Source organism: Rhodoferax sp. OV413, assembly GCF_900104385.1.
GTDB lineage: Bacteria > Pseudomonadota > Gammaproteobacteria > Burkholderiales > Burkholderiaceae_C > Rhodoferax_B.
In genome coordinates, this window is sequence record NZ_FNJA01000011.1 from 52,857 (window position 1) to 77,328 (window position 24,472).

At 52.2% G+C, this 24,472-nt stretch carries 16 protein-coding genes and 1 pseudogene; 12 read left to right on the plus strand and 5 right to left on the minus strand.

All coding sequences use genetic code 11. From position 1 onward, the window contains the following. The first annotated feature begins 373 nt into the window (after positions 1-373). The 9 genes from BLT66_RS25125 (at position 374) to BLT66_RS26625 (ending at position 12,406) form a co-directional block, all read left to right on the plus strand. The gene (locus BLT66_RS25125; protein ID WP_092762487.1) at positions 374-2,224 is read left to right on the plus strand and encodes a KAP family P-loop NTPase fold protein; all 1,851 of its coding nucleotides are present in this window, start codon (positions 374-376) and stop codon (positions 2,222-2,224) included. Continuing rightward, positions 2,224-3,096, plus strand: coding sequence for a Qat anti-phage system associated protein QatB (gene qatB, locus BLT66_RS25130; protein WP_092762489.1), 873 nt, complete (start codon positions 2,224-2,226; stop codon positions 3,094-3,096). Before BLT66_RS25125 ends, qatB begins: the two co-directional genes overlap by 1 nt. Next, entirely contained in the window at positions 3,093-4,358 is a 1,266-nt protein-coding gene (qatC, locus tag BLT66_RS25135) for a Qat anti-phage system QueC-like protein QatC (protein ID WP_092762491.1), read from the plus strand. Before qatB ends, qatC begins: the two co-directional genes overlap by 4 nt. Further along, positions 4,358-5,089 carry a Qat anti-phage system TatD family nuclease QatD gene (gene qatD, locus BLT66_RS25140; RefSeq protein WP_092762515.1) on the plus strand — a complete coding sequence of 244 codons (732 nt, stop codon included), beginning with the start codon at positions 4,358-4,360 and terminating at the stop codon, positions 5,087-5,089. Before qatC ends, qatD begins: the two co-directional genes overlap by 1 nt. A gap of 499 nt (positions 5,090-5,588) precedes the next feature. Then, positions 5,589-6,797: a PIN domain-containing protein gene (locus BLT66_RS26890; RefSeq protein WP_176955166.1), complete on the plus strand. Its 1,209-nt coding sequence runs from the start codon at positions 5,589-5,591 to the stop codon at positions 6,795-6,797. Positions 6,798-6,934: 137 nt separating this feature from the next. After that, positions 6,935-8,002, plus strand: a complete 1,068-nt coding sequence (locus tag BLT66_RS25150; protein ID WP_092762493.1) for a MerR family transcriptional regulator — start codon at positions 6,935-6,937, stop codon at positions 8,000-8,002. Positions 8,003-8,311: 309 nt separating this feature from the next. After that, positions 8,312-9,142 (plus strand): HNH endonuclease, encoded by an 831-nt coding sequence (locus BLT66_RS25155; RefSeq protein WP_092762495.1) that lies wholly within the window; start codon positions 8,312-8,314, stop codon positions 9,140-9,142. 716 nt (positions 9,143-9,858) lie between these two features. Next, complete coding sequence (locus BLT66_RS26620; protein WP_143029294.1) at positions 9,859-11,250, plus strand: hypothetical protein; 1,392 nt, start codon at positions 9,859-9,861, stop codon at positions 11,248-11,250. A gap of 466 nt (positions 11,251-11,716) precedes the next feature. After that, complete coding sequence (locus BLT66_RS26625; protein WP_143029295.1) at positions 11,717-12,406, plus strand: hypothetical protein; 690 nt, start codon at positions 11,717-11,719, stop codon at positions 12,404-12,406. 1,590 nt (positions 12,407-13,996) lie between these two features. On the opposite strand, the gene BLT66_RS26895 is transcribed toward BLT66_RS26625, so the two are convergent. The 4 genes from BLT66_RS26895 to BLT66_RS25180 are packed head-to-tail and all read right to left on the minus strand — an operon-like array spanning position 13,997 to position 20,902. Further along, positions 13,997-15,145, minus strand: coding sequence for a Wadjet anti-phage system protein JetD domain-containing protein (locus tag BLT66_RS26895; protein WP_255407084.1), 1,149 nt, complete (start codon positions 15,143-15,145; stop codon positions 13,997-13,999). Further along, entirely contained in the window at positions 15,142-18,795 is a 3,654-nt protein-coding gene (locus BLT66_RS25170) for an SbcC/MukB-like Walker B domain-containing protein (protein WP_092762499.1), read from the minus strand. The genes BLT66_RS26895 and BLT66_RS25170 overlap by 4 nt, the downstream gene beginning before the upstream one ends. Beyond that, positions 18,792-19,463, minus strand: a complete 672-nt coding sequence (locus BLT66_RS25175) for a DUF4194 domain-containing protein (protein WP_092762501.1) — start codon at positions 19,461-19,463, stop codon at positions 18,792-18,794. The genes BLT66_RS25170 and BLT66_RS25175 overlap by 4 nt, the downstream gene beginning before the upstream one ends. Beyond that, positions 19,460-20,902, minus strand: coding sequence for a Wadjet anti-phage system protein JetA family protein (locus BLT66_RS25180; protein ID WP_092762503.1), 1,443 nt, complete (start codon positions 20,900-20,902; stop codon positions 19,460-19,462). The genes BLT66_RS25175 and BLT66_RS25180 overlap by 4 nt, the downstream gene beginning before the upstream one ends. A gap of 137 nt (positions 20,903-21,039) precedes the next feature. Here BLT66_RS25180 and BLT66_RS25185 point away from each other — a divergent pair, with 137 nt between their 5' ends. From BLT66_RS25185 to BLT66_RS25195, 3 genes are all read left to right on the plus strand, one after another. Further along, positions 21,040-21,936 (plus strand): helix-turn-helix transcriptional regulator, encoded by an 897-nt coding sequence (locus BLT66_RS25185; RefSeq protein WP_092762505.1) that lies wholly within the window; start codon positions 21,040-21,042, stop codon positions 21,934-21,936. Between the two features lie 96 nt (positions 21,937-22,032). Next, on the plus strand, positions 22,033-22,719 hold the full coding sequence (locus BLT66_RS25190) for a helix-turn-helix domain-containing protein (RefSeq protein WP_092762507.1): 687 nt from the start codon (positions 22,033-22,035) through the stop codon (positions 22,717-22,719). Positions 22,720-22,936: 217 nt separating this feature from the next. After that, positions 22,937-23,980: a hypothetical protein gene (locus tag BLT66_RS25195; RefSeq protein ID WP_092762509.1), complete on the plus strand. Its 1,044-nt coding sequence runs from the start codon at positions 22,937-22,939 to the stop codon at positions 23,978-23,980. Between the two features lie 270 nt (positions 23,981-24,250). Here the strand turns inward: BLT66_RS25195 and BLT66_RS26990 are convergent. After that, positions 24,251-24,472, minus strand: a pseudogene (locus BLT66_RS26990) (ATP-binding protein); the annotation flags it as partial.

The following is a 24,472-nucleotide window of genomic DNA, read 5'->3' on the forward strand; positions in this document are numbered from 1 at the left end:
TTAGTGCCAAAGGCCGAACAACCCTGTTGAGAGCCTGGACAGCGCGAGGGTGAGCGAGAAACACCGCAGTCATACCTGGGTGGTTTTGTTATTTGCATCTAATAAGTATACGTTTAAAAAGTATGTTCGTATAATTTATGTATTGATGCACAATATCCAAATGACAAAAAAACACCAGAACCCCTGGATATGGTTCGGCCCGGAGGATGGAGTTCACGGGCTTACGTTTACGGTCGGAATGAGGAGCGCACCCGAGGTGTAGCAGATTGTTTTGTTGAACGAATCGGTGGTGAAGGTCGTTTTACAGAGCTCCAACGGTACTTGAACCTAGCTTTCACCAACAGTTGAACAATTAGCAAGGGAGGAACTGCCAATGTGGCATGACAACGAAACAACGGTTGACTACTTAAATTTTGGAGTGGTCGCAGATGCTTGCACAAACCTTCTCCAGCAAGCAGATGGGTCCCCCATCTCCATCGGAGTCTCCGGGGGGTGGGGCGTTGGAAAGTCTTCTCTTGTGCGGATGATTGCAGAAAGACTGGATATTGCTACGGTACCTGGCGACAACACTTACGTAGTTGTCACCTTCAATCCTTGGTTGTACCAAGATTTTGAAGGGGCCCGTAGCGCCTTGTTGCAGCTCGTAGGCGACGAAGTATTGCGGCGCGCCGCCTCAGATGAAGCAATATTTAAGAAAGCTAAGCGCCTACTGCAACGCATCAATTTGCTTAGATTGGTGCAGATGGGTGGCGAAGTAGCAGCCACAATTGCCACAGGAATTCCTGTTGGTGCCATCGGACGAGCACTCTTCAAAGTCGGGAGTATCTTTGGACCTGACGAAGAAGCCAAAGAGGGGGGCGATGCAAAATCTGAGAAAACCGAGAACGATACTGCGCTGCTAAAGCCAGCAGAGCCTGTCTCGTTACCCAGTGAGATTCAAGCCTTTCGAGACGCACTGGAAGAGCTTCTGCGCGAACTGAAAATCACATTGGTGGTTTTCGTTGATGACCTTGACCGATGTTTACCCAAGACAGCTATATCTACGCTGGAGTCGATTCGACTTCTACTATTTCTTAAGCGAAGTGCTTTCGTGATTGCCGCGGACAACGAATTCATTCGAGGTGCCGTACGGGTCCACTTTGAGGGGACAGGCATCACCAGCGACATTGCCACAAACTACTTTGACAAGTTAATCCAGGTTCCCTTGCATGTTCCTCGGCTAGGTGTAAACGAGGCAAAGGGTTACCTGGCACTTTTGCTTCTGGAGCGAGCCAACAAGGATAACGAATTTGACAGCGAAAGGTTTAAGCGAGCGCTGGCCGCCGTTCCAGAGCGCTTGCGGACCAGCTGGCGCGGTGATGCTGTCACAACGGACTTTCTCCATAGTCTTGTAGACGTGGGAGACTCCCGAATGGTCGGACTAATGGACCTAGCTGAAGGCTTGGCTCCGCTTCTGACACAGTCCAGTGCGGTCAATGCTAACCCGCGTTTGATGAAGCGATTTCTTAATACCGTTTATCTCAGGTCAGCGCTGGCGAAACCACAGGACATTGAGCTGGATATTCGTGCACTGGCAAAGTGGCACCTTGTGGAGCGATGCGACGAGACCTTGGCAAACGCTCTTGCCGCTTTGGTAACTTCGGCATTGGATGGCCGCGTGGATGTCCTGCGTCTGGCGGAGGCTGCGGCTTTGGACGGTACAGCTCTGCCAGAACTATTTAAGAATGATTTCATGACCAGGGAGTGGCTGCAACTTCATCCGGCACTGGGGGAGACTGACCTGCGGCCGCTACTTCATCTGAGTCGAGACACTGCGACACGCGATTTTGGGGCTGATGATTTGACGTCAGAGGGTAGAGCCCTCCGTGACGCCTTTGTTGTTGTCACCAGTGCAAATGAGCCGCTGACGCAGGCTATTCGCAGCGCCGGTTCGACCCAGGCCAGGTTGGCTATGGGCCGAGCTTGGCAGATAAAGGCACCGAAACGCACTTGGAAGCGCGGGGAAGACATTGTCATGTTGGTCGAGTCTTGCAAGGTGTTTCCTGAATTGTCCGCCGACGCGTCTGTACTCTTAGCACAAGCGCCAGTAAGTGAGGTTGGACCGGGGATTATTCCGACTCTTTATGAACAGACCTGGAGCCATTCCGTTATTGACACTTGGGAAAAATCATCGACCGTGGCTACTCCGGTCAAGAACGCAATCAAGGCTAAGAAGGCACGTTAATGGGAACATCTACATCTAGTAAGGGTGGTAAGACCGGGTCTCCCTTTGACCCTGAGTGGCTTGCAGGCGATGGTGGAGGCTCCGGTGCTGGTGACTTGCCTATTACTCCAGATGCTGTTGATGGTGACGCAAGCCCAAATCAAGACACAGATGCCGACTCCGACGGTGCCGATTCTGCTGCAACTGAAGGGGATGCCGCGGCAGACCTAGGAGCTATCGCTCCGAACCGGAGATACGCAGAGGCTCGAACCAAGATGTCTGCGTATTTTTCTGGTGGCGGGCGTGAGTCTCTGCGTTCCGCTACCAAGAGTATGGTCAACAAAGGCATGGGGGGGCCGCGGCGTGCGGCATCCACGATGCGCCGCACTTCGCAAGGGGTTGGACAGTTAGGCCAATTCCTCACTTCAGCTCGTGACCGGACGGACCCAAAGGTTGTGGATTGGGTTGAACGAGTCCGTCAGGCGAATCTGTCAGCAAGTGACCTTGTGCTGGAACTTGTGAAAGAGGTTATCCCAGATACCGGCAGTGTTGACGATGAGTCCCTTCGTAACGCTGCGGCTGAGGCGTTGGGAATGCTTTATGAGTTGGACCCGAACGTGGACATTCTTGCGCTTACGGACCAGCAAATCGCAAATGTGATGGCGTTCACCATTTCAAACGAAGTATGCAATCGAATGGACATGCAACTCGGCCAGACCTACGAACGACTCAAGTTCGACCCCCACGAGGTGCAACTGTACCGCCAGGACATCAAGGAGTATGTGATGGCCGAGGTGTCTGTTGTGATGGGGCGGTTCACGCCGAACAACTTGAATCCTCAGCAGCTTGCGCGCGAGGTATTGGCGTCCTCTTTACAGGTATTCGCTCAATGATGAAGATTATTTGCACAACTGTTGACCACCTTCCCGCGAATCTTGCTGAGGGAGAACGCGCGTTTACTTTTTTCAAAAGTGCAAAGCGTGAAGGCGTCGGAACCATAGCAAAAAGCTGGAGGGGCTCTCTCAAGCGAAAAGGGTTCGCGCCAAGCCCTCAAGTATGGGATTTCGTGCAATTTTGTCTTGCTGTGTGTGCCGCAGACTTGGCTTGTTTGCGTGGGGCCAGTGCCGACGGATGGACTCGTACCATAGAGCTCACTGTTGGGTTGCATGAGCCTTTAAGGTGGGTACCCTGGAAGCAGCATGCCGAAAACATGTTGAAAGTGCTGACGGGCGACTACTGGACCCTGCATTTTGTCGAAGGGGGTGCGCCGCCACCTGATGGTAAACCCGTGCCGGTTGACCGCGACTGTGTGTCGTTGCTTTCCGGAGGGCTGGATAGCCTCATCGGAGGCATTAACCTTTTAGAGCAAGAGCGTCGTCCGATGTTTGTATCCCAGCTTGCGCATGAGGACTCTCAACGTCAGCGCGACTATGCCGCGATGTTGGGAGGAGGTGCAACACATCAGCAGTGGAGTCATGGTATTAGTTTTAGTGGCGTGCGCGAGCCCTCGACGCGGGGGCGTTCACTGGCCTTCTACGGTTTTGCAGTTCTCGCGGCATCTCGCATCGCGGCTTCACCAGTCCAAATCTTCGTTCCTGAAAATGGCTTCATCTGCATAAACCCACCATTGGTTCCTGGTCGAGTGGCTAGCCTCAGCACACGGACAACGCATCCCCTCTTTATTGGGATGCTTCAAGAGCTCTTGAGCGGACTGGGTGTTCGGGTACAGCTTGAATTGCCCTACAAGTTCAAAACGAAGGGGCAAATGTTGACGGAATGCCTCAATCAAGACTTGCTAAGAGCATGGGCTGCGGACTCGACAAGTTGCGGAAGGTTTCGCACGTACAACCGCGTGCATTGTGGTCGCTGCGTGCCATGCATGATTCGCAAAAGCGCGTTTCGTGCCTGGGACCTAGCCGCCGATACAACTAGGTATGTACATTCCTCTCTAGCTGGGTCAGACAAGGCTAGCGGCCCCGATGACCCTATGGCTGCAGCGCTAGCTGTCTTGTCGGTCCAGTCTCAAGGGTTGGACCGATTTCTCGGTGCGACATTGGCATTTGCCTTGCCTGCTGAACGTCAGTCATACAGAGCTGTTCTTTCTCAAGGTATTGCAGAGCTGGACGCGCTACTTAAAGCGGATGGCCTACTGTGATGGATTTTCATTGCCATCTTGACCTCTACCCCAACGCCAGGGAGGTCTACAAGGAAGCTTGCCGCCGGAACAGTTTCACTTGGCTCGTTACGACTAGCCCGAAGGCTTTTGCGGCCACCTCTCGTGCGCTAGAACCATCTACGAATGTCCTTATTACCCCGGGGCTACACCCCGAAATAGCATACGAAAGGTCTCACGAGCTGGACCTGCTGTTGGAACAGATAGTCACCTCACCCGCAGTAGGTGAGGTGGGACTCGATGGTTCTTCAAGGTTTAAAGCTACCTACGACGTTCAACGAAAGATTTTTAGCGCAGTAGTCGCGCAATGCGCAAACTTGGGCGGTCGGGTGCTCAGCATTCATTCGAGACAGGCAGTCAAAGATGTATTAACTGAGTTGAGCCTACATCCACAGTTCGGTACTGCGGTACTGCACTGGTTTTCTGGTACCGCGTCAGAGTTGAAGGCGGCTGAGGCTAAAGGCTGCTGGTTCAGCGTAGGCCCAGCAATGTTCAACTCAATGAGTGGACGCGCATTGGCAGCAAAGCTGCCCAGGGACCGAGTAATTCCCGAAAGCGACGGTCCTTTTGCACAGATGGACAAGACACCAGTCATGCCTTGGTGCATGCCGATAACGGCACAACTACTTGCTGATGCATGGGATATTTCATTCACGGATGCTCATCTGACCTTAGAGAGAAACTCGTTAAAAATGTTGGACATCCTGCGTTGAAATGCGAAATGTGCGGACCAGTCCGCGTTAAAGGTTCCCTGTTCTTCAGTAGCTGTTGGAGGTGTCTATTGGTGAACTGATTGCCCTGGTTCGAGTGGTGCAGCAGCGCCACCGGTTGACGAAGCTTCAAGTCAAGGAGCGTTTGCGAGGACGGCTGCTCCCAGGCTCGTTTCGCGAGAATTTAGGGAAGCCACCGAAGTTGGTGGTGGGCAAAAGAGTTGTTCCCGAACCGGTAGCACTAAGCTGCTGATTTATAAAGAAACGCTTGTGATGCTCACACCACCTCGGGTAAAAGAGTTCTTCCCAAGCTTCTTGTACGTTTTCACGTCAGTAACTTTGGCAGCCCGTTTGTGAGCCACTTTTCGAGCAACCGTGGCAACCTGTGCAGTCAGGAGTGGGGCATCATTACTCACGTTCTCGCGGATAGAGAGCGGTCTTTCCATTGGGAGCGCCGGTGCTCGTATAGTCTGAGAGTCAATATGTGAAAGGGATGAATCCGATGGACCTCAAGGCCCTACAGGAGACGCTTAGAGCATTCGCGTCGGAGCGAAATTGGGAGAAATTCCATACGCCCAAGAATCTAGCTATGGCGCTGGTGGTTGAAGCTGCTGAACTCATGGAGCTGTTTCAGTGGAAGACCCCAGAGGAGTCTTATGCCTCAAAGACGGACAAGCCGTTGCAGGCGCGCATCGGTGAGAAGTCGGCTGACGTGCTCCTGCATCTTCTGCAACTGGTAGACCATACGGATGTTGACCTGGAATATGCGGTTCACGATACGCTATTAAAAAGCGCGAAGAATCACGTTGTTCCTGATGTACAGGTCGTGACTGAGCAACAACCCGTGAGGCCGGCCCAAACCCATGTCTTGGTCGACTGGGAGAACGTGCAGCCTAAGGACCTGGACATTCGTGTACTGGTACCGGACGTCACCCATGTTTGGATTTTTCATGGACCCACCCAAAAGCGGGTTGGTGACAATCAGCTGTCATTTGGCAATGAGTTGACCCTTGTTCCGATTTCGCGCTCGGGCAAGAACGCTCTTGATTTTCACTTGAGCTATTACGTTGGTTACATCAGTTCGCGCAATCCAAGCGCCAAGTTTGTGGTGCTTTCCAATGACCAAGGTTACCGCCCCATGTTGGAGCATGCCAAGGAGCTGGGATTCGCGGCTAGCCAACTTGGTTTTGGTGCCCCGAAAGCCGTTGCTAAAAAGGCGGGGGTAAAAAAGGCTCCAGCCAAGAAGGTAGTCGCAAAAAAAGCGGCGCCCACGAAAAAGTCGATACCTGTCAATAAGCCCCCCGCTACTAAGCAGCCTACCAAAGCAGCAAAGGCGACGACAGGCAAAGCGTCGGTCGCAGAGAGGTCTGCCAGAGCTCCCGCACAAGCAAAGAAGGCGGTATCTGGAGCAACAAACACCCCAAAGGTGGTCAATCCCTCAGTTGCATCAGCAACAGGCGGCAAGCCAACCCCTGCAGTAAACAAGAAATTACTCGTTGTAGATGATGAGACGGTCTACTCTCACGTGCTGGCTTCGTTGCGTAAGTCCAAGAACAAGCCCAGTCGAAAAGCGAGGCTCTTTGGTGCCGTAAAGTCTCTGCTCGGAGTTGAAAAGGCTGACGATATCAAGGTGGAACGCTTCGTTCAGAGGTTAGTTGACGATGGTCACTTAGTCATTGATGCCAATGGAACGGTAACTAAAACGCCTTAGTCTATGGGGAAAGGTTCGAAGCCTAGCTCCAGTTGAGCCAGAAGCTGACGTTCGTGCGCTTTTTTCAAAACTCGCTTGACCCGACCCTTAGGGCCACCTTTATAAAAACATCTTTCCAAATGTGAAGAGGTGAATTTGTGAACAGTCGAACGCGATTCCTGAACCCTTCAGAGGCAGCGAGAAGGCTCGGCATCTCCGTGAAGGCATTACGTATCTACGAGCAACGTGGTCTTATGACGCCGACGCGCACCGAGGCCGGCTGGCGGTCTTACGGGCCAGCGGAGATGCAGCGTGCCGGCGAAATTGTGGCCCTTCGTGCGCTGGGCCTGAGCCTTGCGCAAGTGGCCAGTGTCTTGGAAGGCGAGGCCGAGGGACTTGAACCTGCCTTGGCCTTACATCAGGCCGTGCTTGAAGGTGATGCGCGTCGACTGGCAGACACCATCGAACGTGTTCGTGGTCTACGAGCCCAATTGGACAGAGGGCAGAGGCCAACCGTCACAGAGTTGACGCGCTTGCAGGTTTCGACCAGTGGGCTGAGCGTCGAATTCGAACTCCCCTGGCCCTGGGGAGGTGAATTTTTCCAGTTGCACGACATCCGTCCCCTGAACTACATCGTGGGTCCGCTGGGCAGCGGAAAAACGCGATTGGCCCTGCGCTTAGCCGAGGTGCTGCCGTCGGCGGCGTTCCTCGGCCTAGAGCGGGTTGCGGCAGGTGATGCGAAGGCGCGCCTAGATGCCGACTCGGACCTACGATTACGCGTCAACCACGCGATTGATTGGCTGGTCGAAGACGGCGCTGTCATCTCCGAGGCGCTAACCGCTTTGCTGGTGGGACTGGAAGCCGAAGGGCCGACCATTCTGGTCGTCGACATGGTCGAGCACGGACTGGATACGCCCACCCAACAGGCGGTGTCTGCCCATCTGCGTCGCCGTATGTCCGTGGAGCGCCCGCTCTTCTTGATGACACGTTCTGCTGTCATCCTCGATTTAGCTTCCGTTGGCACGGGGGAGTCCATTCTTCTTTGCCCTGCCAATCACAGCCCACCGATTCGCGTGGCGCCCTATCCAGGTGCTGCCGGCTATGAAGCCGTCGCAACTTGTTTGGCGGCTCCTGAGGTGCGCGCGCGAACGGAAGGCGTCATTGCATGGCGGCCTCGGGGGCGTGAACATGATTATGAGGATGCGCACCTCTCAGCTCGTTGCTAGCCACGTTGTGCCGCGTGGAGGCGTTTACATATCCGGCAGAATGCGGCCAGAAGCGGCCGGTCACCGACACCGCTCAATTCGGCCAGAACCGGCCGTTCGGTACCCAAGCAGAATTTCCCGCGCTGTCTGTGGCTAGGAGCTATGCCACTGAATACGCGCTATCCGAACTCCGTCATGAATTCTTCGACGATACCGATTGACCTCCATGGCGAGCTGCTGCGCAGGAGAATTTAGGGTGGAATTCCCGGCTCGGTCTGCTTGGTGATACCTTCTGTGCAAGTTCCTTCATTAACCTTGAGCAACTTTTCGATGGACCTAGTGACCACCTTCGAGCAAATTCAAGAAAACATTGCCGAATTAGAACGTGTCCGGCGGAGCGATGGAACGGACCATGCCTACTTTCGCGACCTGATACGAAGGGGGAGGTGTTTTGTCCCTTACTTGACGCCCGAGGGTATGGCGTTCGCGCCCTCCAGATTCGTGGGCTATGCCGCAAATACTCTTGCAAAGCACGCTGCCAACGCCGGAAGAGACGGCAAGCTCACGAACCCCGCAATTGGCAGGATTTTTGGTGGCAGCAATTCTGCGGACGCCGAGCTAGAAGCTTTCTACGTGGCGTACTGCAAGCGCCTTGGAATCGACGCCCTGGCCAGGGGTGCGCGAAGTTACTGGCTCACGCCCGAGGTCGAATACGAGCTTGAAGAGCGGGACTTAGCTTCAATCGAAAGCGACCCGAACCGCTCGGCGACCACAAAAAAGGCTCTCCGGGACTCGCGGGTCGGTCAAGGGCGGTATCGTGCTAGTGTGCTTGCATGTTGGGATAGCCGCTGTTGCCTGACCGGCTGCGAGGAGCCCCGCCTGCTCATCGCTTCCCACATCAAACCTTGGTCCAAGTCTACTGATAAAGAAAAGCTCGACGGATTCAATGGGCTATTGCTGACCCCGCACTACGATGCGTTATTCGATAGAGGTTTTATTTCCTTCACGAATGAAGGAGTGATGCTCGTCGCCAAAGAGCTGTCAGGAAAGGTTCGCACTGCTCTCGCTCTCGACTCAAGCCTCCGGCTCTCACCTGAGCCAGAACACGTCAAATACCTGGAATGGCACCGCCGACGCTGGTTCCTGGAGAAGCGAAACTAGGATTCGCCCGAATAGCGGCTGATGTCGCTGCCTTAGTTGATAACGAAGGCATAGCTCTTGACCAGGAAAACGCCCAGCGCCGGATGACCGATGCTGGGCGAGGAATCAACAGCTAGCTGTTGGCACCGACGTCGATATCACCACGTATGCCAGCTTGGGATTGACCAGCCGAGTGCGGCGGCAACGCGCGTCAGGAAAGGCGTTTAACAGGGGACAGCTGGTCAATCCGTCTTCCGCTGAACCAGCCCGAAGTGGTCAAATTTTTCTTGGCCGTAACAGTCGATATCCAATTGGACCTTGCCAAGTCGACGAAACTGACAGAGTGCTAAGAAGCGAAGTGCGATGTCTCCGGATACCGGTGTTGCAGCGGCCACCTCTTTCATTAATGCACCTCTTAATCGAACTGTGGGGGACGCGCCGCTCTAGAAAATTTAACTGGCGTCATGTGGAGAGCCTACACGATATAAATGGCCTATTCATCAGAATTGATGGGATGCCTACGCTACGCGTGCCAGCCTTCATTAGTTTTGAGGATGGTTCGACCGAACAGGATGAAGAGTAATCCTTAACAGGAGCAGGGTAGGACAAGATACACCAAACATCGGTCACCTTGAGCACGGTTGCGGCCACTCACGTTGAGTTGAAATCAAAGTTGACCGCATAAGACATCGAAACTGACCTCGTAGATTTTTTGAATAATTATTTTTCTCTAACCAATGACACTTTTGACAAGTGATGAGCAATTCTCCTCTGCCACTCTCGGTGTATATAGTACGAGTAGTTTTTTTACGCGGTTCTCTAGTTTAGCGGACCTATTCCCGGTCGACGAGGATTCATGTCCTTCAGCTATTCCAACCCATGTGCATGAATTTGTACATTATCTGCATAACATATCAACAACAGCCGGTATTCGTGCGGCTTTTCTCGCTAACGCGGCTGTTTTTACGGCGGCGCAATTTCTCATAGAGGAAAAAAAAGGGGTTGGAAAATCCAGTGATGAATCAACTCAGGGAGATAATATTGGATTTTTCATCAAAAATCTAAATTTCATTCTTGGGTCATTTGAAAAAAATGTAAGTGATAAAAATGAAATTTCCAAATTATTTTGGAATATTTCTCATCTGCAAAGTTACACCCAGAATTATTTTCCGAAATCCTTTGCTTATCAAGTGACCATATCAGGAAGGTTAGGGTGCAGGACGGTTGATGGAATTTTGAAAATCGGGCTTAATTTTATTACGGAGGGGGTCGCGTATGAAGTAGAGCGCGAGCTGTGGGAAAAGAGAGGTGACTTAAAGAAGGTCATTGATGACCGAACGCCAATATTTCCATATTTGACCTATGAACCATTGGTAGATTACCTTGTTGGACGCCCAACCACTCCGTTAGAGAGGATAAGTGTTGGTAATGCCGCACTTATGCATTACTCGCCGTCTCAGGGGTTTGTAGATGCATGTCTTGCACTTAGGAAAAGTGGTGAGAAGTTCGAAGAATATCTACGTGGTCTTATGGGGAATTTTGAATCGTATGTTGAAGGAGAATTTGAAGGGGAAATAAATATTCTCAGGGAATTCTATGCCCATACCGATAAACTGGAAGTTCCGTTTGAAAATTATTTGTCAAGAATAAAAGACGCCGCAAAGCAGCGAATGAAAAATCCATGTCTTGAAGCACTTTTTTTGCGGAAAAATCTGACTTCACAAACATTCTTGGAAATATCATGCTCTCTTGCTGAAAACGTCATCGTTCAAGAAAAGGCTGATGGCACTGCAGTAGTGGATTATCGTGGTAATCGAAATGGTTTGGCAAATTCATCAAATGAAGATATTATTTGGTTTATTGTCCTGTGCTCAGCCATTCACTTTGTGAAGCAACATTTCACTTCGAGTGGACGTATCGTAGCAACGAAGTTTCTGAAAGAAACGAAATGTCCTTTCTCAGGGGCGTGTCACGTGGAATTGGCAGAAGGAAATCCAGAAATGTGTAAAAAATCTCCGTGGAAATTCGAGCCAAAGAACAAAGAAAATAAAGAAGGAGTTTGTTGGTATATCGCAGGTATTCGTTCGATAACACCTAATGGTGATTCGGGTGAGTCGAAATTTCTGTAATTCGAAGTCGATGAATACTGCCATTGGGACCGCAAGAATCATAGTTGAAAGTCAGGCATCCACAACCTATGTGAGGTCTGCGCTGCCAGCCATGAACTCTGGGATGTCTGGACATGGTGTCGGACTGGATGATGATTACTGCACAAGTGCCCACCTGACTCGTGTCGGCCAAACTGGAAGTCCGCTATAGCTCACTTCGTTCTGGTCAATTACCGAATTGGGGGCCCATCTAGATTGGACCGAGCATCATCTGCTACTGGGCTTATGACCTCGGCGGATGCCATAACGACGTCGATATCCACAATCAGTTCGGCATCGATGGGTCCGGCATCGCAGCGGTGCGCTTCTGGGCCGGTGTTATGCCGCAGCCTTTCGAGATTCTCCAGTGATTGGCACAACTTTCAGTCGACCTAGGCCGCATAATTCGTAGCAATAACTACAGGTGTGAGTAACACTTTCAAGGGCAATGGGTCAAAACGAAGCTGCGGGTATTGAGGTCCTCAAGGAAATTTTGCGAGACAAGGCGCGCAAAGCAGGCGGGCAATTCAATGCTTATCCGCTTGGTCCCCAAGATAGAAAAGTGCTCGCTGACGATATATTCGCTGCAGCTGACTACTTCGCTATCGTCGAATCGAAGTGGAGTGAAGACCAATTGTCCACTGAGGCCAAGGATAAGGCGGAAAGAGTCAAGAGACTGTGCGAGGGGTTGGTCACTAATAGTGCGATGGCAGAGTTGCATGCCAAATGTCACAAGATTGCATGGCGTGATAGTGCGACTGGCTTGTCGATGCTTCAGCCATACCGCGATGTAGTCTGCGTTGATAGTTGGCCAAGTACGTGCGTCGCGTTGAACAAATCTTCACCATTCGATGCTGAAGTATTTGCCGATGCGTTTTTTGGAAATCCTCCCGGTCATTGTGTTCGGGCAGCGGACTTCATTCGGTATGTGAAGTGGCTGCTTAAAACCGTCACTGGCGCGGATGATAAATCTGTCGTAGTTCTTGCTAGAGAAACGAATTCTCAGGGTAAATCAATTTCAAAAGAAATAACTTTAGAAAATCTATCCATTCACTTGACTAAACTGGCGGCGACAAGGGCTACAGCCGCGGTTAAAAGGGCCGAGCAGAAAGCGACAAGAAAACTCAAGGGGCCATAGTCCCCCCCCCACCACTTAGTTCGCCTGTGCAGCGTTGAGCGGACGGTCATAGCCCGGGCGACAAGGAGCTCCCTGGTTTCCGAGTGTTTGTGCCGGAGTTGAATTGACCAGTTGAGCGCGCTTGAGCCGATGTCAGCTGACCGTGCTTGTCCATCAGGAAAGGTGAATCCTGCTTAGTTGTGCAAGAACTCGGGATGGTCATCATCTTTCTGGCGCTCCTGGTCATTCTGGAGTTGGCGCCAACAGGTCAAGATAAATAAATTGGCTATATGTCTTAATTTACTTAACCTAAAAAACTATGCCAATAAAAAAACTTTTCTCTGCGTCTGCTTTCATCGCCTTAGGTATTGCAATTGGCATGGTGCTCAGCGACTTCTCTCAGACAACAAAATTTCCTCATGACCGATACGTATTAAACTTACGAAATTCTGAAACGACCGAAGAGGCATTTTCGTGCGCAATGCAAAGCGTAGTATTTGGAGACAATGTTTCGGAATATGACCACAAATTGAAACGACAGAAGAATTGCCTAATTATCGCTGCAGGGACCCCTAGGGAAGATGGCTCTTTTGATGCGGTCAACTACTCTAGGTTTTGGTATGGAAGATTACTTTCGATTAACGGCCCAATCCATATCCCAGCATCCAATCTTCAATCAATCCGCTTAGAAAAGTCCTTAACTTTTGTTGAGTGGGTTACTTCCCTATTTCGGGTAGTGAACTTCCCATGATTGCTTTCCGTCTGGACAATCCAAGCATTTCGCACGAATTCCTTCGAAATGGGTTAAGTTGAAAGTCGCGGGAAGTTCAATTTTTTCGGAATTGGAAATCGTTACTGTAATTGGAAGCCCCATCAATGCGGGTACGTCATTGCTCAACACCGAAATACTCGCTGCATCATTTTTGTAGTCTTGGTTAGTATAGATGTGCCACTTGTCATCGTTGTGATTTATAAGAATTTCTGGATTTGAATTCAAGACGTAATTTACGCCGATAGGCCGGTCGGTGGTTTGAGTGCAGGCGGTAACGACTAGGACTGAGAACACTGTATAAAAAAATCGCATTAGTATAAAAAATATAAAAATTGTTTGAGCCGCTCTATTGTGGCATAGCGAACCTTTATGCACATCATCATTAGACTGCAACAAAAGTTGCCCTTTAGGGCGGTAAGTAGCCTTGGTTACACAAGCGGTGCCTTGCGAAGCCCGTGCTGGCTTAGGTAAAAGAGTTTTTCCAAAGCTATTTGCACGTTTTTACTCCATGGTGATGCGACAGTATGGACAAATTGCGTTCTCCAACGTGGCCTGGGAACTGCGCGCGGAAAGGGGCAGGGGCTTCCTTGTTTGCGAGGAAGGCTGCTCCCAGGCTCATTTCGCAAGAATTTAGGGAAGTTACCGAAGTACTGGCGACGCGGGGCAATTTAGAGCTGGTATCAGAAATTAGTGGTCAAGCAAAGTGCAAAGAATTTTGAATCTTTCTGGGGCAGCAGGACCATGAACCCTGGCCAATGAAAATTTGCAGGGCTGGCCAAATTGGCGTTGGCGACACCATGGACACCCAACTTGTCACTTTACGGCTGACTGCAGTCGCTCTAAAGTCCAAACTGCTCCTGGTCCACGAACTTACCCAGTGCCTTTAGCGCAGCCAGCAGTTGGCCGTCGGAATATGGGCAGCCCACCGTCTCCAGTGGCCTTTGCCCCTTCTTGTCGGCTGCTTCCGGGGAGTGCCCATGGCCCTCACGCAAACTTTGAAGCATAGGGTTGTAACCGGGTTGCCAAGCCTGCATTTCTGGGAAGTTATTCCGCAATGCAGCCAAAATGCGCATACCTGACCAGTCCAAATCACCCCAGAACCAAACCGGTATCGCGATGTTCTTTGTGAACAACCAGCTGTCAAAGTAGTCTGCACGGTTCCCACCCAGCTCACCCCTGTGGGAGAAGTACAAAGACACCGTTTCACGATTACGAAGCCGAGCCGCGCTACCCTTGAATCCCGAGGCATAGACTAACGCCAATTTGGCGAAGACTGGATTGGTTGAGCGCACGCCTTGCTCAAAATTCATTTGGTTTTCGATGAAGAGAACTCCGTTGAAGCCTCCCTGCGGAAGGTAGACCTGCAGCTGGATTGGCGACTCAGGGAAGGGGCATTCGTCGGTGCCCAACAGTGTGGCCACTAAACCCGTCCGATTGTCCAAGACCTTCGACATTCCCCAGAACAACCGGCAAGAAACCTCCCGCAGCAAGAGCGGGCTTCCTGCCAAGTTCTTTAAAGTATTGAGCTTAGCCACGACCTCGGCCATGCTGCGGTCTGGCATATCAATGCAATATTCCCCCGCAGCCTTCTTAACCTCGGCAGATGCATCGAGGTTGGCATCAATGGCCTCCCGCCAGCGCTCCACAGGCGTCTTGGGCCGTGCCGGACGTCCGGTAACCTTTCGTACCGCTTCAACGTCCAAAACCTTTACTCGGGGTTGCTTGTCATATCCAGCAATTGACCGCGCCGCGGTCACAGGCGTCACTTGGAGCCAACCCGCTTTAACCAGTTGAAGGAACTGTTCCCAAAGATGCTCTTTGTCAGACTCCATGGAGGCTTGGTACAGCGCTGGCCATGTGGCGTTATTGAGTGCGACTGTTTGCGCGCTCGCGCTGCCACGGGCTTCAGCGCTGTCGAGCCTGTCAACAAGCATGTTCAGCAGGGTCTGAATACCGGGGACTCGCAACAAAGGGGAGAACTCCATCATTCGCCAGCTACCTTAATCTCGGCGGTTTCCTCCACGGGATTAGCGGAGTCAAACAACTGCTTGGCCTTCTCGCGAGCAATCTGACGTTGGCGTTCCCACAGTTCGCGCATCTTGTCTGGTTTCAAAATGCGTTCGTCACAATCCGTAATGAAGTCAAGTTCTCCGTTTGCAACGGGCGTTAAGCGCGTGAAACTGTATTCCCGGTTGAATTCATTGCGGAGAGCGTTGGACTTCTGTGTAGGCATTGCGCTCAGAACTTGCAAATCCAGTTTATCGCGCATGAACTCCAGGACTGCCCGAGCATGGGCATCGTCCATCCGAGCGAAGGACTCGTCGTTGACCAAAAGCCGGAGGCTGGGGCCTTTTTCGAAGAGCTTCAAGCGGTTGGTTAACACCGCGGCGCGCACGATGTAGGCGGGAGTTTCTAACTGCCCACCCGAGCCTGTTGCCCACTCCGAGAGCTTCATACGTCCCCCGCTAGTGGTTTCATTGATGATGTCGTAGCGACGGTAATTTCGGTAGTCCGCGATGCGCAGCAAGTCCTTGGTCGCACGCTCATGGTTGTCGTCCAGAAGAAGCTGAACCAGCCGGTCTCGGATTTTCACATGCTTATCACTCAGCTTGGTCTCACCGAACAAGTCCATGGGCTCGGCAGAGTCCGCTAACAAGGTTACCGCCTCGAAGAAGTCCAGGTACTCTGCAAACTCCGGTTCCCATTGAGACCAGTCGAGACTGTAGCTACTTATCCCAAATTTCAGATTCTTAAGTTCGACATTGAGCTGGCGCAAGGTGCGAATTCCCTCATCCACCCGTGTCTTGATTTCCACGCAAAACTGCTTGGTAAAAACGTCATGAAATGACTTCACTGCGTTGTCTAGTTCCAGTCGGTTGTTGTACAGACCAACACCCTGCAGGCCCTGAAGCGTCGTAACCACTGCCTGAGAAAGTTTGACCAAAGACGCGTAGCTGGTTTCAAAAGACTGCGCGTCCGAATGCTGCGTAAAGGCTTGTACAAACCGCTCGTCAGACTTTGCTTGGCTGTTGTAGTCAAACAAAGCCTCCCGTGCTGTGGCCAACAGCCCTGAGGGCTTCATTGCGAGTTCACCAAGAGTCCTGCGAGCATTTGCTAGGGGCTCAGTATCTTGCTGCAGCTTCCTTTCAACGGCAGCCTTTAGCACTGCGTACTCAAGGCTTGAATTGTCCTCAATCAGCCGTTTCATACGTTGGATTTGGTTTTCAAATTCTCGCAAATGCTCTTGCTTGTTTGCCGTAACGTCCCTGATGGCTTTGTTTGCGTTCTGTACTACTTCGTCCAACGCGCCAATTCGCTTTTCAGCAATCGTAATGAAATCCTGCAGGTTCAGAATTTCCTCCACCTTGCCAGCGAGCTTGTCTTGAAGCTCTTTGACTTCGGTGATGTCCAAGCTGCTCAAGGTCTCACGAGTCTTCTCAATCAAATTGGCCTGCTCACGCAGGGAGCTTGCATCAAAGTGAGGCTGTTTTAGCCACTGAAGAGACGCCTTAATTTCAGCCAATTTTTTCTGAATATTTTCAAGGCGGTGCGCCTCAGCTTCCGCGACTTTGAGGTCCCGCTCTGCACGCTCCAGGGCTTGAACTCGAGCTCTTTGGCCAAATACGGGCTCTACTTTTTCGCAGAGGAACATGGAGTGCCCACCTGATGCAACTCCATCCTTCGTAACCCCTCGCGGGGTACTCCTCAGGGTTTCGATATCTGCGACCTTCTTTACCCCGCCATATTGGGAGGCTAGATAAGCTTGTGCAATCGGATTCGCGGTGCGCAGCTCTTGAACGATGGAGTCGGCTTCAATCGTCAGCCTGGACTCCTTCTTCAGACAGAGGGCACCCTGGACCACCGTCGCATGGACATCCCGCGATTTCAAATAGTCCACGCAGTCCCGTTCAAAATCCACTCCCACCACCAAGTTGAAGCGAGTGCCGCCCATATAGCCTTCAATAGCCTGCTGCCAGGAGTCAGACTTCTCTGATTTTGGCTCTATCAAGTCGCAGAGGACTTGCACGTTTGCCGCCGGAAATTGCTCTTTCAACAGACGAAGTGCCGCTTGGGTGATGCGAGGGTACGTTACCTGTCCTTGGCTCAGCCGGCCTCTTTTTCGACCTAGTTCGCCGACCAATTCATCTGCGCGATTTTTGAGCGTCGCCGACACGGTAAATTGAGACGCCAGCGACAGAGATACGCTCTGGTTGGGACCTACCAAGGAGTCGTAAATTGCGTCAATTCCCTGATTGACTCCCGAAAATGCTTGAACTAACTCGTACAGGCGGCCGACATTGAGTTCTTCCAGGGCCGAAACTTCCTGGATACGCTCATGGCACGTTGCTAGTCGCGTGAAGTCTGTTTTGGCATAGGCCTCAGCCACTCGTTGAATAGAGTTGGACAAGTCGTCGCAACCCTCGGGTACTTGTCGCGAAATCAATGCCTTTGCTGCGCCTTCGAGCTGAGCTGCTGCCGTCAAGGAGTCGCTCAGCGTCTTCAAGATAGCGTTTGCCTCGGCAATGGCCTTCGCGAGCGTGGCATCAAGCTCCTGTTTCTGATTATGAACAGGGATACCTTGCAGCCTCGCACTGAGCGCTATGCGTTGCTCATCAAGCGCTTTTACACGGAGTTTCCACGCAAGAATTTTTCCACCGTTTTCGTCTGTTTCTTGGTCCGCATTTGCGATTTGAAGCTGATGGGCGGCAATGGCAGCATCGTCGCTGCGTAGCTGCAAGTTCGCCACAAAGAAGCCCTGAGTTATGTGGGCCTCGTGGGCTTCGCACGCTTCCAAAATTGCGTTCTGAAGTTCGGTAAGCCGGGTCACGTTGGACTGCAGCCTGATGCTTTCCTGCCGCAGATTGCTGACCTGACGCATCAGGCCACTAATGCTGTCAATGTCCTGCTGGAGCTGCTTCGCATCAAACTCCAGAATTTCATCTCGCACCAATTCGTGGACATCCCCAATCTTTCTGGAAGCAATGGACTTCACCCAAGCCTTGGCAGCGTTGGTCGCTTCTTCCTTGGTAACACTGGATTTCCCACGGAATCGCCCAAAAAGCGCACATAAGTAGTCCGTCTTCTTGTTGTTGAAGTCAATAAGGCGGGGGTGCTTGGTTTGCAAGTGTTTGGCAATGCGTTCAACTGCCACGCACTCCTCAGTTTTTGGGTCCTTAATGAAGTCGTCATGGGTAAGTACGGCGTCATCAATGATGACCAGAGCCAAGCTTTCCAATTTTGCCTGGCGGGAATCTCCCGCGCCTTCAACTCGCGCGGACACTCCGACCAATGCTGTGAAGGGCTTAAGGTGTTCTTCCCCTGCACTTGGACGAAAGACCGCGGCCATATATGCCTGTGCACCGTCCTTGCGGGAGAAATTACTGAATTCCGCTCCGACTGCATACGCTTCAATCCCTCGCACAACTTTCTTGCTGCGCTGCCCTTGGGCAACCTCATCCTGACCGGGGTTGAGGCTCAGGATGTCCTTGTTTGCCCCCGTCATCACAGTTTGCAGGGCATCCAGCATTGTGGATTTTCCCGCACCAGTTGCTCCGGTGAACAGCGTCATTTCCCCCATGGGGAAGGTGCCCGAGTGCATTTGCCCCCAATTTACCAAAATTAGGCTGTCGAGCTTCATGGCTGGGACTCCTCTACCTGGGTGACTTGCTCAATGACGCCGTCTGCATCCAGTGCGGTACTCAATGCTTCATTACTTACAACGCCCACAATCGTCGGTCTGATGGCGAGGTATGCGTCCTCATCTACAGGTGAAAAGGTCGACGCGAACCGCAAAAGTCGGTGTCGCTTAAGTTCGCCCAGCAAGTCCATCCTTGCTGTGTTGCCGTCCGGGAGTTGGCGCTTGAGCTGGGTTTGCATTGTGGCTGCGATATCTTCGAAAGTGACCATTGCTTCAGCCTGGTTATCGATGAGCCCCTGATTCAGTTTTTCTTGATACAGGAAGCGCAATGCGATTGCGGCAGCCACAAAGTCAACAGAGAGGCGAGCCTTCAACGAGGGCGCGGGCGGTAGCGTATCTTCAGGCAGGCCGTCCACAACTGCGCCTGGGCCATACAGACGGTAAAACTGCGCATTTGAGTCGTGGTGAAGCAACATGCCCGCGACTTCCAGGTACTCGCACAGAAGGGGCTCAATGCGCCTTGCATCGTCATACAGCAGTTGTTCTTTCTGGTCCTCATCTCGGACCAATACACCATAGGACAGCAAGCGAACCAGAATTTCCCGGAATCGCTCCATGCTAAGGTTGACTACGGCCAATTTTTCACGCAGTTCAGTAGTGAGGCTCATACATCCTTCTTTTTGAAGTCAAATTCGTAGTCAAACCCGCTGTAGTACTCGTTTTCCACCCGACGAGACAGGCGCTTCGCAATCAGGTCACCGTCCTTGGTACTGCGCACGGCTTCGACTGCTTGCATGTTTCCGATGAGTTCTTTGGCAGTGTGAAGCGGCTGGGAGGAGAGGCGAACTGGGTGCTGGAACAGGCGTATATCTGCGCGCAGATTTGTTACCAGTTCGTCATTTGCGACAGCGAACGCTTCGGACTCTGCGCGGCGTAAAGCGGCATCGAGACGTGCTTCTCGGCTCACTATGGGCTTGAGGGAGATGGTTGCTGCTTTGCGACGTTGTGTTGCAGAGCGCAACTTGAAGCTTGACGGGTCGAGCAGCCGGACTTCAACACAAGCAATCTGCTCCCCGATGGTTTGAAGCAGTCGGTTCTGAGTCTCAGTATTCTTTTTGGCCAGGTTGGCAATCACACCCAAGTAGGCGTGCCGGCTCTGCCCAGTACGAAGGGTCATGGACTGTTGCACTAGACCCGTTACCCGGCGGATGTACGTTTCCATTGACTTCACAAAGGTGGGTTGCTTAGTGTCGCAAGCTGCGTTCACCAAATCCTCTATCCGTCCAAGTAACCAGTCAAAAACGCTGGGGCCGTTGTGCTCCTTGACAGCCCATTGAGCGATGTCCTTGAGCTGACTTTCCATTCGATTGAATTTGGCGTCCGACAGGCGGATTCGTAAGGCCTCAATGTTCTGCCGAATTGCCTGTCGGTTCAAAGTAGCACTGTCCGTGGTGAGCTGCTTGGAGTAGTCCCGCTGGAATCGCTCCAGGAACTCTACGAAGTCATCCCATTGGTTGTGCGTACTGGCTTCCTGCATCAAGTGGCGAATACGTTCCTGCAGGTAGTCGATACCGTCGGTTAGGTCTTCGATAACCTTTTCGGCGTACTCGTAAGCGTCCACCAAATCGTGGGCGTCTCCGCGGTCAGCGAGGGCGGCGCTCAAGGCATTCCGGCAGCCTCGCATGTTGCGTTGGCGGCTTCGGCTGGGGCGGTGTAGCGACCAAAACGCCTCGGCAAACAATTTGCCCGGACGAGAAAACCTGAATGCTACGACCAGCCCATGACGGTCTGGAAATTGTTCCAGCCAGCCGTCGCGCAGAAGTACGCGAATGACCACCGTGGCTAATTGCTGGGGGTCCGTGCTTTCCGCTGTGTTGAACTCGTCCTGGCCATCCTCGGAGTCCACCGCGTTTTGGTAATCCCGAACAACGGGTAGGACCAATTCCTTGAGCGACTCTCGGTTCAGGTTGTGAGAGTAGTCGGCCGCGGGGCCGTGCAAGCGCTCAAACAGCGTTCGTAGACACGCAGCCAGCAGCTCGCGGCGAGAGCTATTCAGCGGCCTGAAAAACTTCAGGCGTTCGGCTTCAAAAAAGACGTTTGCGCTCACAAGTGGCTCCCTGGCTATCTTTGTCGTTATGAACGCTTTGCAACTTATCCCGGGTTCATCGCATGTTCTTCATGTGACTATTAATTATACGCAGTTATTAAATAGCCGGATAATATTTAGATGTGTAATAATTTCATATGTCTAAAATTGAATCGGTGCCACCAGTGGCCGAACCCCGTCCCTTAACCAAATGGAGCCAGGACCGACGCCTTGAATTCATTGATTTCAGGCTGCGTTGGGAGGGGCGGCTAAATCGGGTGGACCTGACTAAGCATTTCTCGATATCGGTCCCACAGGCGTCTTTGGATATTGCCAGGTACCTGGAACTTGCCTCAGCCAACATGGCCTATGACAAGAGCGCGCGGGTTTACGTTGCGAGCACCAATTTCAAAGCCTTGTACGCAAGCAGCAATGCGTCGCAGTATTTGAATGAGCTGTTGACCACTCAAACAGGGCTTTTAGGGCCAGAGGCGAGTTTTGTGGGGTGGCGGCCGTCTATGGACTTGGTGCCCACCCCGGGGAGGCTGCTCAACAGCGATACCTTGGCCGCTCTCGTGGCAGCTATCCGCGAGCATCGCGCCGTTTCAGTCTTGTACCAGTCAATGGCCCAAGAGGAACTTCAGCCAAGAGCGGTATCCCCCCATGCCCTCGCGCACGACGGATTTCGGTGGCACGTGCGGGTCTACTGCCATTTGCGGAGCCAATACCGAGATTTCGTAATCGCTCGAATCCTGGAGATTGAGCCGTCGGACGTCACCTATGTGGAGCCAACGGAAGACAAACAGTGGGCTAATGTGGTGAAGCTCGTACTGGTGCCCAATCCCGAACTTTCCGGGGGGCATCAGCGAGTCATTGAGCTGGACTACGGGATGGCTGAGGGGAAATTGGTGCTGGAGTGTCGGCAGGCACTCCTGTTCTATGCCCTGAAGCACCTGGGGTTAGACCAGCTGACCGGGGGAAGTCCCATAGCTCACCACATAGTTCTAGAAAACCGGGCAGAAGTAGGGCCGCTATTGGCCAGTAACACCGGTTGAACCGCTTTGTCGTTGTGCTGTCGTGTTCCTGTCGTGTTCTTTTTCTGTCGAAAAATTAACACTTGCGTCATCAACCAACCACTGATGGAGCTTTAGATGACCACTGCTGAACAAACTAAGTCCCCCCGAATGCCAACATTGCAAGAATTGGCGTTTTGCATCAAGTTGTTTCGTGAACTAAGGAAATGGTCCCAGGAGCAGCTTTCCGCTATTTCGGGACTAACCACTCGGACTATTCAACGAGTGGAAAAAGGAGAGCCGTCTTCCACGGATACTCGCCGGGCCTTGGCTCGGGCGTTTGGACTTGAGGATATCGATGCCTTTAACAAGCCAATCAGTATCCCGGACGCGGAAGAGCAAAAAGCCCAGCAAGAACAGTTTGCGAAAGACCACATCACGCTTAAAGCACAGGCACTGATTACAGGGAAGGAGCTCGCTAAATTGGCTGAAACAACTCAGATGGATTTGTTTTCTCCAGCCTTTGAGTTAGTGCGAGAGGCGGATGAAGAGTTTGCTGCGCTGACGGACTACTTCCACGAATATCGGGATTGTCATGACCTGTACTCTGAAGTCGATAAGTTCGATATTTACGATGAGCTGGATGCCCACATCCAAGTACTTAAATCTCTGGATATTTCTCTTTGCTACGCCAAACGCAAAGTGGCCTTCAAGAGCACTTCCGGCGTTGTGCCCTATAAAGCTGAGGTACTTTATGTGGTGGCATGCAGGCGCGGTCAAGAATTGAAGGAATTCGCGACGCCGAAAGCTTTTAGCGTCGGCTAGCCTTAAGAGGGACTGCACGGTGACGGTGAACTTCTGCTATGGACGTCGCGAGGGGCAACTGATTCACGTTGGGGACCTCGACAGTGAACTTGAACGGGGTTTGCCCTGCAATTGCGTATGCCCAGACTGCGGGCGAGCTTTACATGCACATTTGGGGGGCAAGAAGGCGTGGCATTTTCAGCATCGAGCGAAGGACGTCAATTGCAACCCCCAACCAATGACATTGCTTCATGCCTTTGTGCGAGACGAATTTGCAAAAATGAAGCAGTTGGTGATTCCCGTAAAAATTGTCCCTGTTCAGTTTGAAGAGATTGGCAAGACCTGGAATACAACCGTGCAGGTACCAGCAGAAACCTGGAACATCGCTTTTGCTGAAGCGGAGCGGCGATTTGAGGAGGTTCAGCCGGACGTTTACTACGAGCTGGATACACAGGCCAAAATTGCGCTTGAGGTGCGCTATGCCCACGCAGTCGAAGAGGCGAAGGTCGAAAAACTTCGACGGGTAGTGTCCATGTGCGCAGAGTTCGATGTTTCGGACTTGCCTGCGGCTGGAATAGGTAGTGTGGACTTTGAGCGGTTGCTTTCAGACCCCGCACGTTGGAAATGGCTGCTTAATGGAAGGATAGCTTGGGAAACAACAAGACTAAAGGAGGAGTTACGCTGGAAGAATTCCAGCTGGCGCCTTAAGGCCCGGCCAATCTCCATTCCGAATGTCTTGACCAAAGCTGCAGTCAAACTTAAGAAAGCTGAGTCTCGGCTGCCGTGGGCGCGATTACAGCTTGCTAAGTTGAAAGCCGAAAAAACTGACCCTACAGAAAGCATGCACTGGCTAGGAGCGCAGGATAAAGTCGACCGTGTTGCAGTTGCCTGTGCGGCACTAGGCTTCGCTCCGACTGCCTTGTCAGATTTCTTCAATCAATCGCTTGAAGGTAAAAATGTGTGGGCGGTAGGGCACCATCCCTATTCGTGGCAAGTGGTTCTGTTCATGAAGTTTGGAATTGGCTATAAGCAGTTTAGTGGACATACAGCAGCGGACTGGATGCTGATTGCAATGCCTGACCGGACTGAAATGGAGAATGGCAGTAAGTCAACGAATGGGTTCACGCGTACCGCCGCAGCACTTCAAATTTACTTCTTGAACCTAGAGGTGCAGGGCATGCTGGATTCAGACAAAACGCAACCGCTTGAAAATAGAACCTTCAAGCCTCGGTTCAGCCGGACCAGTGAGTTGCGAGAGTTTTTGGCTGTAACGGTCCAGTGACCGGGTAGGCTTAATTCCCCCACCCACAGTTTGTTACTGGCGGTCAAGATTTGACCAGGTGGGGGTGCGGCAGAATTCCTGGACTGGGTTATGCCGTAAGTCCGAGGCTTGCTCGGTATTCGATGGGACTGCGTGAGCCAAGGGAGATTTTGATGCACATTTCTTGGCGGATAGGCCCGGTTGTTAGAGCCGATCCAATCTTGACCACCAGTGCCAATCGAATATTGACCAGGGGCTAGAGCGGCCTCCGTGAAGGCCAACTGTGAATAACTATAGGCCGTCTGCCTCGGTTGGGCCTCCTTTTCTTGCATTGGTTTGGTCTGTTCCCGAGCCGTCAGGCGAGGCCCCCTCCGCGTTTTCGACGGACTGGCCAGCCGCCACCTTCCGGCTTTGTTCCCGCGTTTTGATCCGCCCCTTGGCTTCGTGCGTGCTGTGCCGGAACCGGTAGGACTCGTTGCCCGTTTCGATGATGTGGCAGTGGTGAGTCAGCCG

Coding starts and splice junctions, on each gene's coding strand:
- BLT66_RS26625 (WP_143029295.1), top strand. CDS start 11,717: ATGGGTCAAAACGAAGCTGCGGGTATTGAGGTCCTCAAGGAAATTTTG.
- BLT66_RS25190 (WP_092762507.1), top strand. CDS start 22,033: ATGACCACTGCTGAACAAACTAAGTCCCCCCGAATGCCAACATTGCAA.
- BLT66_RS25195 (WP_092762509.1), top strand. CDS start 22,937: ATGACATTGCTTCATGCCTTTGTGCGAGACGAATTTGCAAAAATGAAG.
- BLT66_RS25185 (WP_092762505.1), top strand. CDS start 21,040: ATGTCTAAAATTGAATCGGTGCCACCAGTGGCCGAACCCCGTCCCTTA.
- BLT66_RS25175 (WP_092762501.1), bottom strand. CDS start 19,463: ATGAGCCTCACTACTGAACTGCGTGAAAAATTGGCCGTAGTCAACCTT.
- BLT66_RS25155 (WP_092762495.1), top strand. CDS start 8,312: ATGGACCTAGTGACCACCTTCGAGCAAATTCAAGAAAACATTGCCGAA.
- BLT66_RS26890 (WP_176955166.1), top strand. CDS start 5,589: ATGGACCTCAAGGCCCTACAGGAGACGCTTAGAGCATTCGCGTCGGAG.
- BLT66_RS25125 (WP_092762487.1), top strand. CDS start 374: ATGTGGCATGACAACGAAACAACGGTTGACTACTTAAATTTTGGAGTG.
- BLT66_RS26895 (WP_255407084.1), bottom strand. CDS start 15,145: ATGATGGAGTTCTCCCCTTTGTTGCGAGTCCCCGGTATTCAGACCCTG.
- qatD (WP_092762515.1), top strand. CDS start 4,358: ATGGATTTTCATTGCCATCTTGACCTCTACCCCAACGCCAGGGAGGTC.
- qatC (WP_092762491.1), top strand. CDS start 3,093: ATGATGAAGATTATTTGCACAACTGTTGACCACCTTCCCGCGAATCTT.
- BLT66_RS26620 (WP_143029294.1), top strand. CDS start 9,859: ATGACACTTTTGACAAGTGATGAGCAATTCTCCTCTGCCACTCTCGGT.
- qatB (WP_092762489.1), top strand. CDS start 2,224: ATGGGAACATCTACATCTAGTAAGGGTGGTAAGACCGGGTCTCCCTTT.
- BLT66_RS25170 (WP_092762499.1), bottom strand. CDS start 18,795: ATGAAGCTCGACAGCCTAATTTTGGTAAATTGGGGGCAAATGCACTCG.